General features: G+C 72.2%; 14 protein-coding genes and 1 pseudogene. 2 read left to right on the top strand and 13 right to left on the bottom strand.

The features are described from left to right. Nucleotides 1-11: 11 nt before the first annotated feature. Both ACH4VX_RS01300 and ACH4VX_RS01295 read left to right on the top strand, forming a co-directional pair. Nucleotides 12-1166 (top strand): aldose epimerase family protein, encoded by a 1155-nt coding sequence (locus ACH4VX_RS01300; protein WP_398364898.1) that lies wholly within the window; start codon nt 12-14, stop codon nt 1164-1166. Between the two features lie 157 nt (nt 1167-1323). Further along, on the top strand, nt 1324-3078 hold the full coding sequence (locus ACH4VX_RS01295) for a pyridoxal phosphate-dependent aminotransferase (RefSeq protein WP_398364896.1): 1755 nt from the start codon (nt 1324-1326) through the stop codon (nt 3076-3078). Between the two features lie 12 nt (nt 3079-3090). Here the strand turns inward: ACH4VX_RS01295 and ACH4VX_RS01290 are convergent, their stop codons facing one another. The 13 genes and pseudogenes from ACH4VX_RS01290 to ACH4VX_RS01230 all read right to left on the bottom strand — a co-directional run bounded on the left by ACH4VX_RS01290 (nt 3091) and on the right by ACH4VX_RS01230 (nt 17181). Further along, nucleotides 3091-4524 carry a family 43 glycosylhydrolase gene (locus ACH4VX_RS01290; RefSeq protein WP_398364894.1) on the bottom strand — a complete coding sequence of 478 codons (1434 nt, stop codon included), beginning with the start codon at nt 4522-4524 and terminating at the stop codon, nt 3091-3093. Continuing rightward, entirely contained in the window at nt 4506-5483 is a 978-nt protein-coding gene (locus ACH4VX_RS01285; protein ID WP_398364892.1) for an arabinan endo-1,5-alpha-L-arabinosidase, read from the bottom strand. Before ACH4VX_RS01285 ends, ACH4VX_RS01290 begins: the two co-directional genes overlap by 19 nt. A gap of 263 nt (nt 5484-5746) precedes the next feature. Then, nucleotides 5747-6988 carry a lytic murein transglycosylase gene (locus ACH4VX_RS01280; RefSeq protein WP_398364890.1) on the bottom strand — a complete coding sequence of 414 codons (1242 nt, stop codon included), beginning with the start codon at nt 6986-6988 and terminating at the stop codon, nt 5747-5749. Between the two features lie 63 nt (nt 6989-7051). Beyond that, nucleotides 7052-7894, bottom strand: coding sequence for a hypothetical protein (locus ACH4VX_RS01275; protein ID WP_398364888.1), 843 nt, complete (start codon nt 7892-7894; stop codon nt 7052-7054). Nucleotides 7895-7939: 45 nt separating this feature from the next. Next, nucleotides 7940-8488: a hypothetical protein gene (locus ACH4VX_RS01270; RefSeq protein ID WP_398364887.1), complete on the bottom strand. Its 549-nt coding sequence runs from the start codon at nt 8486-8488 to the stop codon at nt 7940-7942. A gap of 27 nt (nt 8489-8515) precedes the next feature. Further along, nucleotides 8516-9160: pseudogene (locus ACH4VX_RS01265) on the bottom strand (hypothetical protein); the annotation flags it as partial. Nucleotides 9161-9648: 488 nt separating this feature from the next. Then, nucleotides 9649-10164: a hypothetical protein gene (locus ACH4VX_RS01260; protein WP_398364885.1), complete on the bottom strand. Its 516-nt coding sequence runs from the start codon at nt 10162-10164 to the stop codon at nt 9649-9651. Then, entirely contained in the window at nt 10161-11438 is a 1278-nt protein-coding gene (locus tag ACH4VX_RS01255; protein ID WP_398364884.1) for an MCE family protein, read from the bottom strand. Before ACH4VX_RS01255 ends, ACH4VX_RS01260 begins: the two co-directional genes overlap by 4 nt. Further along, a complete protein-coding gene (locus ACH4VX_RS01250; protein ID WP_398364882.1) occupies nt 11435-12757 on the bottom strand; it encodes an MCE family protein in 1323 nt (440 codons plus the stop codon). Before ACH4VX_RS01250 ends, ACH4VX_RS01255 begins: the two co-directional genes overlap by 4 nt. Further along, the gene (locus ACH4VX_RS01245; RefSeq protein ID WP_398364881.1) at nt 12754-13794 is read right to left on the bottom strand and encodes an MCE family protein; all 1041 of its coding nucleotides are present in this window, start codon (nt 13792-13794) and stop codon (nt 12754-12756) included. Before ACH4VX_RS01245 ends, ACH4VX_RS01250 begins: the two co-directional genes overlap by 4 nt. Continuing rightward, nucleotides 13791-14876, bottom strand: a complete 1086-nt coding sequence (locus ACH4VX_RS01240; RefSeq protein WP_398364879.1) for an MCE family protein — start codon at nt 14874-14876, stop codon at nt 13791-13793. The genes ACH4VX_RS01245 and ACH4VX_RS01240 overlap by 4 nt, the downstream gene beginning before the upstream one ends. Further along, nucleotides 14873-15931, bottom strand: a complete 1059-nt coding sequence (locus ACH4VX_RS01235; RefSeq protein ID WP_398364877.1) for an MCE family protein — start codon at nt 15929-15931, stop codon at nt 14873-14875. Before ACH4VX_RS01235 ends, ACH4VX_RS01240 begins: the two co-directional genes overlap by 4 nt. Further along, complete coding sequence (locus ACH4VX_RS01230) at nt 15928-17181, bottom strand: MCE family protein (RefSeq protein WP_398364875.1); 1254 nt, start codon at nt 17179-17181, stop codon at nt 15928-15930. Before ACH4VX_RS01230 ends, ACH4VX_RS01235 begins: the two co-directional genes overlap by 4 nt. Nucleotide 17182: the final 1 nt, after the last annotated feature.

Raw genomic sequence — 17182 nt, 5'->3', positions numbered from 1 at the left:
GAGCCGCACGGATGGAACTGAACAGACGCACGGTCATCGCAGGAGCCGCGGCGGCCGGCGTCGCCGCCACCACCGCCCTCGGCGGGACGGCACACGCCTCGTCAGGCAGGGGGAAGCCGGTGAAGTCGCTCTTCGGCAGGCTCGCGGACGGCACCAAGGTCCACAGCTGGTCGCTGGAGAACGGCGGCACCCGGATGAAGGTCCTCTCCTACGGCGGCATCGTCCGGTCACTGGAGATCCCCGACCGCCGCGGCCGGTACACCAACGTCTCCCTCGGCTTCGACACCATCGAGGAGTACGTCGCCTCCAGCCCCTACTTCGGTGCCCTGATCGGCCGCTACGGCAACCGCATCGACAAGGGCCGCTTCACCCTCGACGGCACTCCGTACCAGCTCTCCGTCAACGACGGCGAGAACAGCCTGCACGGCGGTGCCCAGGGCTTCGACAAGCGGGTCTGGGACGTCGAGCCGTTCACCCGGGGCTCCGACGTCGGCCTGTACCTGTACTACACGAGCGTCGACGGCGAGATGGGCTACCCGGGCACGCTGCGCGCGAAGGTCACGTACACCCTCACCCGCAAGGGCGACTGGCGGGTCGACTACGAGGCCACCACCGACAAGGCCACCGTCGTCAACCTCACCAGCCACGTCTACTGGAACCTCGCCGGCGAGGGCAGCGGCTCCGTGTACGACCACGAACTGTCCATCGCCGCCTCCCGCTACACGCCGGTCGACTCGGGGCTGATCCCCACGGGCGAACTGGCACGGGTCGCGGCCACCCCCTTCGACTTCCGCCGGGCCAAGCCGATCGGCCGGGACATCCGCACCGCACACCAGCAGGTGCTGTACGGACAGGGCTTCGACCACAACTGGGCGCTCGACAAGGGCATCACCAGCCGTCCCGAGCAGGTCGCCCTGCTGCGTGATCCGTCCTCCGGCCGCACGCTGAGGATCGCGACGAACGAGCCGGGCCTGCAGTTCTACTCCGGCAACTTCCTCGACGGCACCCTCGTGGGCACCGGTGGCCGGGTCTACCGGCAGGGCGACGGGCTGTGCCTGGAGACCCAGCACTTCCCGGACTCGCCGAACCAGCCGTCGTTCCCGTCGACCGTGCTGCGACCGGGGCAGACGTACCGGACGACCACGGTCCATTCGTTCGGGGCATGAGCCCCGGCGGATCGCCGCCGTCACATTTTCCTCACATGAGCTGAACGGCGGCGCGCTCCGCTCCGTACTCCTGGGTGGCCCGTGCTCCCCCGCGCGGGCCACCCAGGCATGACGGGCCCGTCACCTCCCCGACGGGCCCGCCGTACACGGAGGTTCCATGGCCGACAACGTCGCCTCGTTGTTCCGCAGCACCGTGGCGCACAGTCCGTCGATGGCGGCGCTGACACGGGAGAGCGACGGGGCCGGCCCGGTGGACTTCTGCATCCCCTGCAACCCGTACTTCCCCACCCCCGCCATGTTCGAGGACATGGCGGGCCGGTTGCGCGACATCATCACGTACTACCCGAGCAGCGCCGACACCATCACGGCCGAGCTGTGCAGCCTGCTCCGACTGCCGCCGCAGTGCGTGGCGATGGGCAACGGCTCCACCGAGCTGATCACCTGGATCGACCACCTCCTGGTCCGTGAGTCCCTCGCCGTCCCCGTCCCCACCTTCGGCCGCTGGACCGACCAGCCCATGGAGACCGGCAAACGGGTCGACATGTTCCCGCTCCAGGAGGCCGGCGGCTTCGCCCTCGACCTCGCCCAGTACTCCGAGTTCATCCGCGCACGCGGTACCCGGGTGGCGGTCATCTGCAACCCCAACAACCCCGACGGCGGCTTTCTGCACAAGCACGCGATCGTGCAGTTCATGGACGCCATGGCCGACCTGGACCTGGTGGTGATCGACGAGTCGTTCCTGGAGTTCGCCGACGCGGAGAACGAACCGAGCGTGGTGCAGGAGGCGATGCTGCGCCCCAACGTCATCGTGCTGCGCAGCCTCGGCAAGAACTTCGGTCTGCACGGCATCCGCTTCGGCTACCTGGTCGCCAACCCGGCCCTGGCGGGACGGATCCGCTCGATGCTCCCCAAGTGGAACCTCAACTCCTTCGCCGAGCACGTGGTGTTCATGCTGAAGGAGCACGGTGCCGAGTACGCCCAGAGCCTGCACCAGGTGCGCCGCGACCGGATGGACATGTCCGGCCAGCTCTCCTCACTGCCCGGACTGACGGTCTACCCGTCCCAGGGCAACTTCCTCTTCGTGCGCCTCCCCGTGGGCGCCGAAGGCACCGTGGTCCGGGACCGGATGCTCACCGAGCACCGGATCCTGGTCCGTGAGTGCGGCAACAAGATCGGCTCGTCCAGCCGCTTCCTGCGTCTCGTGGTACGTCCCCAAGTGGATGTACGTCGCCTGGTGTCCGGCCTGGAACAGGTGCTCTACGGGGCGTCCAGGAGGGGAACCGCCGTGCCCGAGCAGGCTACAGGGACCGGCTACAGCTCGGGCACGGCGGCCGTGGACCGCCTGGTGAGCCAGACCAACGGGGCGGGCATGCGGGGGCTCGCCGCTCAAGCCACCGGTGCCGGCGCTCCGGGGCTCGCCGCCGCTCCGTCCGTCGGCACCGGCATGCCGCTCCCCGCCGCCGCGTCCGCCCCGGCGGTGGGCGCGGGCGGCGGGATGCCGGTGCCGGCTGCGGCTTCGGTGGTGGCGGGGGTGCCGGGGGTGCCGCAGCCGGTTGCTCAGCCCGCGCCGCAGTTCGTGCCGCAGCCCGCGCCCCAGCTCGTGCCGCAGGAGATCCCGCAGCCCGTGCCGCAACCCGTGCCCCCGCCCGTGCCGCAGCAGGTTCCGGCGCCGGTCCCGCAGCCCGCGCAGCCGCTCGCGCCCGTGGCTCAGACACCGATTCCCGCCGCGGCGGCGTACCCGGCGCAGGCGCCGCCGCCCACCGGCCTCACCCCGCCCGGTGTCCCCGCCCGGGGCGGCCTGACGGCCGCCCAGGTCAGGGGCACCGACGGCCTCTCCACGGCCCCGGCGACGGGCTGGCCGGGACCGCAGGCCGCCTGGCCCAACGCGGCGGGGATGGGCCGGACGGGCTGAACCACCGCGGTCCTACGCGGGATCGAGCCGCCACTGCTGGCAGCCGTTGTCCAGCCAGGTCCACTGCCGTACGTCGGCGCCGTCCGCGGTGGAGCAGTCGGCGACGTCGGCGACCTTGCCGGTGGCCTGGTTGACGATCCGTACGTGACCGCTGTCGGTGGCCACGAACCGGAACCGCTGGCAGGTGTTGTCCAGCCACGACCACTGCCGCAGGTCGGCGCCGTCGGCGGACGAGCAGTTCTCGGTGTCCAGCACCTTTCCGGTGGCGACGTTCACCAGCCGGTGGGTGTCGTCCCCGAGATCCTCCAAACGCCACCGCTGATTGCCCCCGCCGTTGCAGGCGTACTGCTGCACATTGGCGCCGTCGGCGGACGAACTCCCAGTTACTTCAAGGCACTTGCCGCTGTTGCGGTTGGTGAGGGTGTAGGCGGTGGAGACGGTCGACGGCTCACCGGAGGGCCCGGCGAGGCCCGCCCCGAGCCGCACGGGCGTACCGAGGTTCGGTGACCCGTCGGAGTTCCAGGTGAACTTCTGCGCCCGTGCCGTACGCCCGTTGTCGCACCCCTCGGACGCGGAGTCGTTGGCGTGGTAGACGATCCAGCTCTCCGTTCCGTCCGGCGAGGTGAAGAACCCGTTGTGGCCGGGCCCGTAGACGCCGTTGCCGTCACTGCGCTGGAAGACGGGCGTGGACTTCTTGGTCCAGGAGGAGGCGGAGACCGGGTTCGACCCGGTGAGGGCGAGCTGCCCGAGCTTGTAGTCGGGGGTCCAGCAGCCGCTCGCGGAGTAGACGAGGAAGGTGCGGCCGTTGCGCTGCAGGATCTCCGGCCCCTCGTTGACGGTGCCGCCCTGCCGCTCCCAGTCGTAGGCGGGCGTGGAGACGGTGGAGAAGGAAGAACTCACCGTGTAGGGGTTCGACATGCGCGCGGCGACGATGTTCTGCGTCCCCTTGTGCGTGCTGCCGAAGAGGTACAGCTGCCCGTTGATGGTGGCGACGGTGGGATCCAGCATCCAGCTGGAATTCAGCTGTCCCTTGTAGCTGTACGGCCCCATGGGGTCGGAACCGGCGCTCTCCAGTACGTGGCTGCGCTGGGTGGGGTTGTAGTCGGCGATGTTCTGCCCGGCGACGTAGTACAGGTACCAGCGCCCGTTGAGGTGGTGCAGCTCGGGCGCCCAGATGTTGCAGCAGCGGGAGGCCGCGTCGCCCTGCCACACCTGCACGCTGGGGGCGGTGGCGAGGCCGCCGAGGGTGGGCGACTTGCGGAGGGTGATGACGTCGGTCCAGGACGTGCTGACCAGGTAGTAGTTGCCGTCGTGGTGGACGATCCACGGGTCGGCGCCCTTCTGGGCCTTGACGGGGTTGCCGAAGGAGGCCGCCTGCGCGGACGACTGCCCGAGCGAGAGGGCGAGCAGCAGCGCGGCCAGCAGGGTCAGTAGGCGACGGGCCATCCGCTGCTCCAGTTCAGGAGGTTGATGCCGAGCTTGGGGGTGCCGTTGTCGTTGCCGTCGTAGTAGTGGTAGACGATCAGGTCCCCGTCGGCGTCGTTCATGATCGACTGGCCGCCGGGTCCGATGACGCTGCCGTGCGACTCGAGGACGGGCGTGCCGCCGTTGCTCATCATCGAGACGCCGTTCCTGTCCCGGTAGGGCCCGGTGACGCTGGTGGCGCGGCCGACCTTGACCTTGTAGGTGGAGCCGGTGCCGGCGCAGCAGGTGTCGTACGAGGCGAAGAGGTAGTAGTAGCCGCCCCGCTTGACGACGAACGGCGCCTCGACGGCCTTCGTCCCGGAGGGGCGGGAGGCGAGGGAGTAGCGGGTGGTGTTGGAGGAGAGCCGCTTCCCGGTGGAGGGGTCGATCTGGATCATCTTGATCCCGGTCCACCAGCTGCCGAAGGACAGCCACCACTTGCCGTCGTCGTCGACGAAGAGGTTGGGGTCGATGGCGTTGAAGTCGCTGGAGGAGTTCGAGGTGTAGACGGTGCCGTAGTCGCTCCAGCTGCCCGGCTGTCCGGTGGTGGATCCGGCGAGCCCGATGGCGGAGGTGTTCGACCCGAACTTCGAGACGGAGTAGTACATCAGGTACTTGCCGCCGTGGTACGAGATGTCCGGCGCCCAGGCCTCCGGCACGGAGGAGTAGTTCCGCCACCAGCTCGGGCGGGAGGAGAACGCGTCGGCGCCGGCGGAGAAGGCGGTGCGGTCGGTGGAGATCTTGTTGGCGATGCCGCCGCCGGTGGCGTAGAGGAGGTACTGGCCGGAGGAGGTCCGGATCATCGACGGGTCGTGCGTGATGACGGACCCGGTGACGCGGCCGGGGTTGGGGTACGCCGAGGCGGTGGTCGGCATCAGCGCCAGGAGTGCGGCGGTGGGGAGCGCGAGGAGCGTGGTGCGTTTGCGGAGGGTGCGGCTCATACGGGGTTCTCCTTGCGGTGGGGGTCAGCTTGCGTTCGGGATTCCGAACGACGATCGCAAGTTCGAACGGACCGTAGAATCGAACCACTTGCGCGTCAATGACCCGCGCAGCCTCAATCGATGTCGGCCCCCGAGCGGACGGCGGCGAGCCGGGTGAGCCGCAGCTCGAAGTCCCGGCCCGGCGCGCGGCTGTCACTCCACGGACAGACAGGGTGCCCGGCTCGCCCTCTCCCCCATCGCCTGGGCCGATTTCCTCACGTGTCTCACGGAGTGACCGTCGGGCAGGGCGAGGCGGTCGGGGAGGCGCCGGGATCGGGGGACGGGGACGCGGACTCCGTGAGGCAGTCGTCCGGGGCGGTGGGCGAGGGGCTCGCGTCCGTCGGGTCCGGCGACGGCGACGGGGTCCCCGTGGGGGACTCGCCGGGCGGCTGCGAGGGCTCCTGGCTCGTCGGAGACACCGTCGGGGAGGGCTCCGGGGACGGGGAGGTGGGCGTCGGAGTGGGCGTCGGAACGGAGGAGGACGGGGACGGCTCGGGGCTGCCCGGCGTACTCGGGTCGGGACCGATGACTATGCCCCCACCCCCCTTCCCGTCCCCCTTGCCGCCGTTCCCGCCGTCGACGGGCCCGGTCGCCGGGGTGTGGCCGCCCGCGCCGGGACTCCTCGGGATGACGCCCTCGCCGTCGGGGACTGTGTGGACCCCCCGGCTGTAGAAGTCCAGCCAGTACCTGACCAGCCTCAGGTAGGGGCGCGAGTGGTTGTAGCTGAGGATCGCCCGGTCCAGGTCCGCGGCCCGGTCCAGGTCCCGGTCGCCCGCGCACAGGTAGTGGCCGGCCGCCAGGGCCGCGTCGAAGACATTGTTCGGGTCGGCGCGGCCGTCACCGTTGCCGTCCGTGCCCCAGCGGGCCCAGGTGGACGGCAGGAACTGCATCGGTCCCACCGCGCGGTCGTAGACCGTGTCACCGTCGTGGGCACCCCCGTCCGTGTCCCGGATCAGGGCGAAGCCCCGGCCGTCGAGCGGCGGCCCGGTGATCCGGCCCCGTGTGGTGCCGTTCCGGTCGACCGCGCCGCCGCGCGCCTGGCCGGACTCGACCTTGCCGATCGCCGCGAGCAACTCCCAGGGCAACCGGCAGCCGGGATCCGTCCTGCCGACGGAGGTCTCGGCGGCGCGGTAGGCGCGCAGCACGGTGGCCGGGATGCCGGACTGGGAGCGGAGGTCCCGCACGAGCGCCGGGGCGGCCGACACGACGTCCGGGGTCGTCAGGGGCGGGAGTTCGGTGTGGTAGGAGCCGTCGCCCGGCGGCGCGGTCTCGGCGTACGGGCCGCCTGCCGCCGTCCTGCGTGCGTCGTCGGCGGGCGGGGCGGCGTGGGCGTCCTGCGCGTCCCCGACGAGTCCGGGGGCCCGGGAGGCCGTGAGGGCCGCCATGGCCGCCACGGTGACGGCGGTCGTCCGCAGTCCCCTGCGGGTCCGGCCGGTGTGCGGACGTCGTGTGCGGCGTACGGGCATGGCTGTCACTCCTGTCGGATGCGGGGGCGGTCACGCCCGTGGGTTCCGTCGGTCGCGCGGCCCTCAGCGGCCGAAGGTGTCGATGCCGGAGACGAGCCACCGTCCGTCGCGGTGCACGACGTCGACGGCGAGCATGGCGCCCGCGTACACGCCCTCGTCCTTCGCGTCCGCCTTGCCCCCGGCGGCCTTGTCCCCGGCGGCCTTGTCCCCGGCGGTGGCGACGCTGCTCTGGTCGGCGTAGACGAGGACCCGGGCCCGGTGGCCGTCGATCCGTTCGACGGCGCTCTCGGTGACCGTCGTGGTGATCACCGCTTTCTGCTCGTCGGCCCGCTCGCGGACGTCGGCGAGCAGGGTGCGGTGCTGGTCGACGGCCTTTCCCGTGAGCAGGTCCCGCGCGGCTTCCTCGAGGGCGCCGGGGTCGGTGTGGTCGTAGGAGAAGAGCCGGTCGACGGCCTTGGACGTCTGTCCCTCGATCTCGCCGGTGCGGGCGAGGTCGGTCAGGGCGGTGTTGCGTCGCGCGGGGTCGTCCCGGAGCGCTTCGGCCTTCGCGTGCGCCCAGCCGGCGAAGCCGCCGAGGAGCACGGTCAGTACGCAGAGCAGCACGATTCCCACCGGCCGGCGCGACCGGGCGCGGGCCGTCCGCTCGCCGGCCGTGTTCCGGGACGCGGCCGGCTTCCGGTCCGCCGCGCCGCCGCCGGCCCCGGGTGCCTTCCCGTCCTTCCCGTCCTTCCCGTCCTTCCCGTCCGGCCGCGTGGAGGACGGGGGGCCGGCGGGAGGCAGGACGGCCGTGCCGCCCGCGCGGATCCGGCTTCCGGCGCTCTCCGGGACCCCGGCGGAGGTGGTGGGCCGGGTCCCGCGGGCCTGGCGGCGCCGCTGGCGGTTGATGTGGTGGCGGGTCGTCGACATCGTGCTGTCCTCTCGGTGCGGCGGCTTGCGCGGTACGGAACCGGGTCAGCCGGTCGGTGCGCCGCCCACGGGGGCCTGTCCCAGGGCGCTCAGCTTCCACCGGCCCCCGGCGCGGGTGAGTTCGCCGAGCATGCGGCTGTCCTTGTCCGTCTTCGCGCCGTCGGACGCCCTGACGGTGACGCGCAGGGCGATCAGCACCCGGGCGCGGCCCGCGCGGTCGTCGAGTTCGGTGACGGCGCCCGACAGCACCCGGGCCGTGGTGACGGTCTTCGCCGCTCTCACCTGATTCGCGAACTCCGCTCGCCCTGAAGCCAGTTGATCGTGCAGCTCACCGGTGGTCGACGACTCCCACAGGTCGAGGCCCTGGTTCAGGTCCCGGTGGTCGAGCGTGTTGAGGTTCTGTACGGCCTGCTCCCCGGCGGCGAGCGCCTCGTCCCGTTGCTCGGCGTACGCGGCCCGGTCGTCGTGGGCCGCGCCGTACCAGTCCTGCCCCGCCCAGGCCGCGAAGCCGCCCGCGGTGAGCGTGAGGGCGACGACCAGCGACGGCAGCGGCCGGGGGCGGTGTGCGGTGAGGGCGCGGACCGCGCGTTTCATGGGGTGCTCCAGTCTCCCGCGCGCATATCAGCGGGCCTTGAGGTCGACGATCCGCCAACGGTCCCTCTCCAGCCGGGCCGTGACGGTGAGCTGGGCCGCCGCGGTGGTGGCCTCGTCCTTGTCACGGCGGGAGGTCTGGTCGAGGAAGACCAGCAGGCGTGCCCTTTCGCCGTCGAGTTCGATCACCCCGGTGCGGACGGCACGGGTGCTCAGGGTGACGCGCTGCTCGGTGAGGTCCTCACGGACCTGGTCGAAGAGATCCTGGTACTGGCGGGCGGCTCGACCGTCGAGGACGGAGCGCGCGGAACGCTCGGCGGCCGCGGTGCCGTCCGGTGTGTAGGAGAAGACACGGGCGAGGGCGTTGGCGACCTCGCCGGCGACGCGGTGGGTGGCCTCGGTGTCGGTGAGCGCGCGGTTCCGGGCCGACTCGGCCGACTTGAGCTGGTGGGCGCCGTAGAGGAAGCCGCAGCCGCCGAGGACGAGCGCCGCGGCGACCCCGGCGAGGGCGGCCCGTCGCAGACGGCCGCCCGGCGGCCGGGGTGCGCGGACACCGTCCACCCGGTCCGCGGAGGGCCCGTCGGCGGAGGGCCCGTCGGCGGAGGGCCCGTCGGCGGAGGGCTCGTCCCTGGAGGACCCGTCCCCGGAGGGTTCGTCCCCGGAAGACCCGTCGTCCCCGGAGAGCCCGTCCCCGGAGAGCCCGTCCCCGGAGGACCCGTTCCCGGAGGGCTCGTCCCCGGAGGACCCGTCCCCGGAGAGCCCGTCCCCAGAGGACCCGTCCCCGGAAGACCCGTCCCCGGAAGACCCGTCCCCGGAGAGCCCGTCCCCAGAGGACCCGTCCCCGGAAGACCCGTCCCCAGGGCCCTTCTTGCCGGAGCGCGCGCCCTCGGAAGGCCCAGCGGTGGGGGGTCCGTCGTCGGACGTCCCGTCTCCGGAGGATCCGTTTTCGGGTGTCCCGTCCTTGGCCACACCGTCCTCGAACGCCCCGCCCGCGAGGGATCCGTTCCCGGAACCCCCTCCCGCGGATGTCGCGTCATCGGGCGCCGGGGCCACGTCCCGCGCGGGCACGGTCCCCGGGTCCGGGTCCGTACCGGGGTCCGTGCCCGGGGCCGCGTCCCGCGCGGGATCCTGCGCCCTGCCGCCGCGCAGCAGCCGTGCCAGTGTCATCGGTCCCCGTCCTCCTGCTCCCCCGAGAGCGGCACCGCGCTCAGCGCCTTCACCTTCCACTCCCCCTCACCCGTGCGGGCCAGGACCGCCTCCAGGCGTTTACGGTCGGTGGCCGGCTTCTTCGTCCCGGCGGACGTGACCTCGACGCGGACGGTGGTGATCAGCTTGGCCGTGCCGGCCCGCGTGTCGAGCGCGGTGACGGCCGCCTCGGTGACCGTGCCGCGCGCCGAGGCGCCCGCCTTCGCCTCGGTGCGGCCCAGTTCCTCGCGCAGCGGTCCGGTGGAGGCGTCGCGCCAGGCCCGGATGCCCTTCTCCGCCCGCTGCCGGGTGGAGGCGTCGAGCGTGGTGAGCACGACCAGGCCCGCCCGTCCGTCGGCGAGCGCCCGGTCGCGCTCCCGGCCGTACGCGAGCGCGTCGTCGGTGCGTGCCTGCGCGTACGTCCACGCGCCGGTGCCGCAGAAGCCGAGCGCCAGGGCCAGCCCCAGGCCGGTGAGGGTCCGGGCCCTGTTCATCGCGTGCTCCCGCCGGCCGGGGTGAGGAGGCCCGCCATGTCCCCCGGTGCCTCGCCGTCCTGACCGGGCAGGGCGAGGGCGCCGGGCAGTGCGGCCGGTCCGCCCGTCCGTGCCCCGCCGCTGCCGGAGGGCAGGGATCCGGGCCTGGCCGGGTCGGGCACCGGGCCGCCCTTCGGAGCGTTCGCCGAGCCGCGCACGTTGAACCCGTCCGCGGCGGGGGCGGTGCAGGCCGCGCCGGTGTTGAGGGCGGGCGTGGTGCCGAGGTCGAGCCCGTTGCGGTAGCGCGTGGCGCCGTATCCGGCGGTGCAGGGCAGGGGCTTGAAGAAGGTGACGGCCATGCCGAGGTTCAGCTTCCCTCCGTCGACGGCGGTGGCGCCGGCGGCGACGGCCGCCGGGTACTTCACGAGGAGTTCCTCCATGCCGCGTTGCCGGGTGACGGCGATCTCGGAGGTGGTGAGCAGATTGGCGAGGACGACGCCGAGGCTCGGGTCGAGGTCCCGCAGGAGGCCGCTGACCTGGGTGGCGGCCTCGGGGGTGACGGTGAGGAGGCGGCGCAGGTCGGCGTCGGATCCCTTGAGGGTGCGGGCCAGTTCCTCCGCCCCGACGGCGAAGTCGCGGATGGCCTTCCCCTCCTCGGCCTGGGTGCGCAGCACGGTCTCGCCGTCGGTGATGAGCCTGGTGGTGGACGGCAGGGCGCGGTCGGCGGCCTCCACGAAGGCGCTGCCGCTGTCGAGCAGGACCTGGAGGTCGTCGCCGTGGCCCTCGAAGGCCTTGCCGAACTCGTCCACGACCGTGCGCAGGTCGTCGAGCGGGACGGAGCCGGCGAGGTCGTCGACGCTGCTGAGCACATCGGTGACGGGTATGGGCACCTGGGTGTCGGTCTGTTCGATGCGGGTGCCCTCGGCGAGGTAGGGGCCGCCGCCGCTCTCGGGCCGCAGGTCGATGTACTGCTCGCCCACCGCGGAGAGCCCGGCGACCACGGCGCGGGTGTCGGCGGGGATGCGCGGGGCGGACTTCTTGATGCGGAGTTCGGCGACGACACCGTCGGCGGTCAGGCCGATCGGTCCGACACGGCCCACGGAGACACCCCGGTAGGTGACGTCGGAGTGGGTGAACAGCCCGCCGGTGCGCGGGAGTCGCACGTCGACGGTGTAGTAGTCGGCGACCCCGACGTACCGCCCGAGGTCGGCGTAGCGGATGCCGAGGAAGGAGAGGGCGAGGACGGCGACGAGGAGGAAGGCGAGGTTCTTCAGCCGTACGGCGAGGGTGATCAACCCGGCTCACCTCCCCGGGCGGCCGCCGGATCCGCCGCCGTTCCGGTGACGGGGACGGAGGGCAGGGGCAGGGGGGAGGAGTGCGTCGGTGAGGGCCGTTGGGACGGGGTCGCCGACGGCGGGGCGGACTCCCGCTCCCCGCCGGCCCGTTCCTCGGACCGCTCCTTCCCGGCCGCTCCCGGCCCGCTGTCCGCCGGGGCGGAGGGAGAGGCCGTGCCCTGCGGCACCAGCGGCGGGATCACCTGGGTGCCGGGCACGGCGACCATGTCCAGGTACACGTTGAGGTAGTCGCCCTTCACCCCCCGCAGCACCTCGTCGGTGAACGGGTACGTCAGGAGCACCTCCAGTGAGTCGGGCAGGTCCGTGCCCGCGTCCGCGAGCGCCTTCAGGGTCGGTGCGACGGCCTTGAGGTCGGCGATCATGTCGTCCTTGCTCGCGTCGATGGTGGAGACGGCGACGCCGGAGAGCGTGTCGAGGGAGCGCAGCATGGTCAGCAGTGAGCCGCGCTGCTTCTCGAGCGTCTTCAGCCCGGGCGAGAGGTCGGTGAGTACGGTGCCGACGTCTTCCTTGCGGGTGGCGAGGGTCGTGGAGAGCCGGTTGACGGCGTCGAGGGCGTCGGTGATGTCGCCCCGGTGGTCGTCGAGGTCGGTCACCAGGGTGTTGACCCGTTTCAGCACGGAGCGGACCTCGGGTTCGCGTCCGCCGAGCGCCGCGTTGAGTTCCCGGTTGATGGTCTTGAGCTGGTTGACCCCGCCGCCGTTGAGGAGCAGGGACAGTGCGCCGAACACCTCCTCGACCTCGGTGTCGCGGCTGGTGCGGGAGGCCGGGATGACGCTCCCGTCCTCCAGCCTCCCGGCTCCGCTCACCCGCTCGGGTGCGACGAGCTGGACGTACTTCTCGCCCAGCAGGCTGGACTGTTCGAGGCGGGCGGCTGCGTCGGCGGGCAGCCGCACATCGCCGTTGATCTTCATGGTGACGCGGGCCGACCAGTCGTCACGACCGAGTTCGACGGCGGTGACCCTGCCGACGGCGACGTCGTTGACCTTCACCGCGGACTGCGGGACCAGGCTGAGCACGTCCTGGAGTTCCGCGGTGACGGTGTAGGGGTGGTCACCGAGGTCGGCGCCGCCGGGCAGCGGCAGGTCCTCGATGCCGTCGAAGCGCGGCAGCTCGACGGTGACCGCGCCGAGGGCCAGGGTGAAGCCGAGGCCGAGGGCGAGGAGTCCGCCCAGGGTGAGACCGACGGTGCCGCCCGTGGTGAGCGCGCCGCGCTTCACCGCCGCGGCCCTCGGGCCGGAGTTCCGTGTGCCGCGCCTCATCGCGCTCCCTCCCCGGCGGCGGGCCCGTCGCCGCTCGCGGAGGAGCCGCCCGCCGCGGGCAGCGGCAGCAGCGGTCCTCCCATGCTGATCTCGTTGAGGTTGGCGCGGCCGTCGAGGGTGCGGGTGTCGGGGTTGTAGGCGTCCACGACGTTGCCCGCGGCCAGCGGCGCCACGTCCAGCGCCTCGGCGAGCGAGGTCCGCTGCTCGACGAGGGTCCGGGTGAGGGGGACGAGCCGGTCGACGTTCTCCTTCAGCTCGCCCCGGTTGTCCTCGATGAAGGTCTTGACCTGGCCGAGGGCGGTGCCGAGCTCTTCGAGTGCGCCGGCGAGGTCGTCCTTGTTGTCGGCGAAGAAGCCGACGACCTCGTCCAGGCGTTCCTGCGCGGTGCGCACGTCGGTGTCCTTCTCCTTCAGCATGGTGGTGAAGGTCTGGAGCCTGCGCAGCGTGCCGAACAGGTCGCCGCTGCTGCCGTCGAGGGTCTTGGCCGCCTTGCCGAACTCCTCGATGCTCTCGCCGATGGCCTCGCCGTTGCCGTCGAGGTTGGCGGCGCCGGTGCTCAGCAGTTCGGACAGGGCGCCACTGGAGTTGGCGCCGTCCGGGCCGAGTGCCTCGCCGAGTTCGGTGATCGAGTCGTAGAGCTGGTCGATCTCGACGGGGGTGCGGTTGCGCGCGGCGGGCAGGACGGCGCCCTCGGCGAGGGCGGGGCCCGAGCTGTAGGCGGGGGTGAGCTGCACATAGCGGTCGGCGACGACGCTCGGCGCGACGACGACGGCCCGCGCGCCCTTGGGCACCTTCACGTCCTCGTCCAGGAGGAGGCCGACGCGTACCGTGGTGCCCTGCGGCCGCACCGACTCCACCTCGCCGACCCGCACACCGAGGATGCGCAGGTCGGACCCGGCGTAGATGCCGACGGCGCGGTCGAAGTAGGCGGTGATGCGGGTGTCGTCGGAGTCGAGGACCCGGACCGCGGTCAGACCTGTGGCGGCGAGCACCGCGAGGGCGAGCAGGCCGGTGAGAACTTTTCTGCGTCTGCTCATCGCTCACCGTTCCCCCGGGCCGCCGCCTGTTTCGGCGGCAGGCAGCCGGTCTCGGGCAGGGACGTCTCGGGCAGGTAGTCGCGGGGGACGACGCCGCACAGGTAGCTGTCGAACCAGCGGCCGTTGCCCAGGGTGTTGCCGACGAGGCGGTAGTACGGGCCGACCAGCGCGAGGGTCTTGCCGAGCTGGGCGTTGTTCTTCTCCAGGACGCCGGTGACCCGGCCGAGGGCCTTGAGGGTGGGGCCGAGCTGCTTCTCGTTGTCGTCGACGAGGCCGTTGATCTCCTTGCCGAGTTCTCTGCTGCCCTTGAGCAGGGCCCGGATGGCGCTGCGGCGGTCCCGGAGTTCGCCGAGCAGGGAGCCGCCGTCCTCGATGAGCGTCTCGAAGCTGGACTTCTTGTTCTGCAGCGTCTTGGTGAACCGGGCGCTGCCCTTGAGGAGTTCGGAGAGTTTCGCGTCGCGTTTGGAGACGGACTTCGACAGCGCGGACAGACCGTCGGCGGCGTTGCGCACATGGGGCGGGGAGTTCTCGAAGGTGTCGGAGATGGTCTCGAAGCTCTCCGCGAGCCGCCGCGTGTCGATGTCCTCGACGGTGGAGCCGAGGTCCTGGAACGCCTGTGTCACGTCGTAGGGGGAGGTGGTGCGGGACAGCGGGATGCGGCTGCCGGGGTCCTGCCGGCCGGAGCCGAGCGGGTCGAGCGCCAGGTACTTGTCGCCGAGGAGGGTCTTGATGGCGATGGCGGCGGTCGTCCGGTCGCCGATCCAGGCGTCCTCGACCTCGAAGGTGACCTTCACCTTGGCGCCGTCGAGAGCGACGCCGGTGACCTCGCCCGCCTTGACGCCGGCGATGCGCACCTCGTCGCCCGCGTCGAGGCCGGCGGCCTCGGAGAAGTCGGCGCTGTAGTGCGTACCGCCGCCGAACGGCAACCGGTCCACGTGGTAGACGAGGACGGCGAGCAGGGCGAGGGCGAGCAGTCCGACGACGGCGACGGCGACGGGGTCGCGTTCCTTGACCGGCTTGAGCCGCGGGCGCCGGGCCCCGCCCGGCCGGTCGGTCCGGTCGTGCCGTGCGAAGGGTCTCATCCGCGGCACCTCGATTCGGTGATCGCGATGCCGGTCGGCGGTTCGGAGCCGTCGGAGGTGGTCACTCCGCTCACGCGTGCCTCGCAGAGGTAGAGGTTGAACCACGATCCGTAGGAGGACAGCCGTGCCAGGGCGGTCATCTTGGCGGGGGTCCGGTCGAGGAAGTCCTCGATCTGCGGCGTGTGTTCGCCCAGGCCCGTCGAGAGCCGGCCCAGTTCGCGGATGTCCTGCTTGAGGGGAGCGCGTCCGTCCTCGAGGAGATCGGCGGTGACGGTGGTCAGGTCGCCCATGGCCTCGACGGCCTCGCCGAGGGGTTCGCGGTCGTCGTTGAAGCCGGTGACGAGGTCCCGCAGGGTGACGACGAGGTCGTCGAAGCTGTCCTCGCGGTCGTTGAGCGTCTTCAGGACGGTGGTGAGGTTGTCGACGACCTGGCCGATCACCTCGTCCTTGGCGGCGACGGTCGTGCTGAGCGAGCCGATGTGGCGGATCAGGCCGTCGACGGTGGCGCCCTCGCCCTGGAGCACCTGCACGATCGATCCGGCGAGTTCGTTGACGTCCTTCGGGGACAGTCCTTCGAACAGCGGCTTGAACCCGTTGAAGAGCAGGGTCAGGTCGAGGGCGGGCGTGGTGCGGTCGAGCGGGATGGTGTCGCCCGCTTCGAGCGTGCCGGTGAGGTCGCCGCTGCCGCGGTCGAGGGCGACGTAGCGCTGGCCGACCATGTTGAGGTACTTCACGGCGGCGGTGGCCGACCGGGGCAGCCGGCGGTCCTCGCGGACGGTGAAGGTGACCTGTGCGGTGCGCCGTTGCACGACGCGGACGTCGGTCACCTCGCCGACCTCCACCCCGGAGATCCGTACGCTGTCGCCGTCGACGAGTCCGGTGACGTCGGTGAACAGGGCCCGGTAGGTGCTGGTGCCGGTACTGACACCGGTGTTGGCGACACTGAGGCCGAGCACGGTCGTGGCGATGCCCGTGACCACCACGAAGACCAGGGACTTGAGCAGCGGCCCGGTCAGCGGGCGGCGCCGGGTGTGCGCGTTGTCCGGGGCGGTCATCCGAGGGTCACCTCCGTGCCGCGGTAGGCCGGGCCGACGAGCAGGCTGCTCCAGTCGGGCAGATCACCGGGGTGCCGGCCGGCGGCGGGGGCGAGCAGTTCGTTGACCAGTTCGTTCTCCTGCGGGGAGTTGGCGGGCCCGAGGTCCTGGTCGACCGCCGCGGATGCCTGTGCGGCAGGCCGGGCGAGTGGGCCGAGGTAGGGCACGGAGGGGCAGCGGGGGCCGCCGCCGGAGTCGTACACCGGGGTGTCGCGGCCGGGGAGGTAGGCGCCGCGCGAGGGGACGGTGGTGACGTCGACGTGGATGCCGGGCCGGTCGGTGCCCTTGCCGAGCGCCTTGTCCATGGCGGGCACGAACTCGGCGAGGGTCCGCAGGGTGCAGGGGAAGGAGGGGGAGTACTCGGCGAGCAGTTCCAGGGTGGGCCTGCCGGCGGCGGCGAGCCGGATGATGTTGTCCTCGTTCCTCCGCAGGAAGGCCGTCATGTCCTCGGCCGTCCGGGTGGTGGCTCCGAGGGTGCCGGCGTATGCGGCCTCCTGCTCGGCGAGGGTGCCGCTGGTGGTGGTGAAGTCGGTGAGCGCCGTGATGATGTCGGGCGCGGCGTCCGCGTAGACATGGCCGACCTTCACGAGGTGCTTGAGGTCCCGGTTGAGGGTGGGCAGGTGGGGGTTGAACTCCTCGAGGTGCGCGTCCAGTCGGACGAGCGTGTCGCCGAGCCGGTCACCGCGTCCCTCCAGGGCCCGCGAGACGGCCGACAGGGTCGCGGACAGCTTCTGCGGCTGGACGGCGGTGAGCATCGGCAGGACGTCGTCGAGGACCTGCTGGAGTTCGACGGCGTTCTCGGAGCGGTCCTGGGGGATGACGGCTCCGGCGGCCAGCGGTCGGTCCGAGGGGGCCTCGGGCGGCACGAGGGCCACGAACCGCTCGCCGAACAGGGTGGTCGGCAGCATCTGCGCGCGGACGTCGGACGGTACGTCGTCGAGGGCCCCGGGCTTCATGGCGAGGGTGAGCCGGGCCCCGTCGTCGGTGGCGTCGATGGCGCGGACCTCGCCGACGACGACGCCGCGCAGTTTGACCTCGGCGCCCAGGTGCATCTCGTTGCCGACGCTGCCGGTCTCGACGACCACCGGGGCGGAGTCGGTGAACCTCTTGTCGTAGACGGCGACGGCCAGCCAGACCAGCAGGGCGGGCACCAGCAGGAACACCACCCCGGCGGACCGGTGGCGCAGCGTCTCGCCTCGTGTTCCGCTCATC

This window comes from Streptomyces sp. NPDC020731, from assembly GCF_044334705.1.
In the GTDB taxonomy this organism is placed as follows: Bacteria; Actinomycetota; Actinomycetes; order Streptomycetales; family Streptomycetaceae; genus Streptomyces.
Note: the sequence above shows the minus strand (reverse complement) of the source record. Positions and strands in the feature narration are given on the sequence as shown.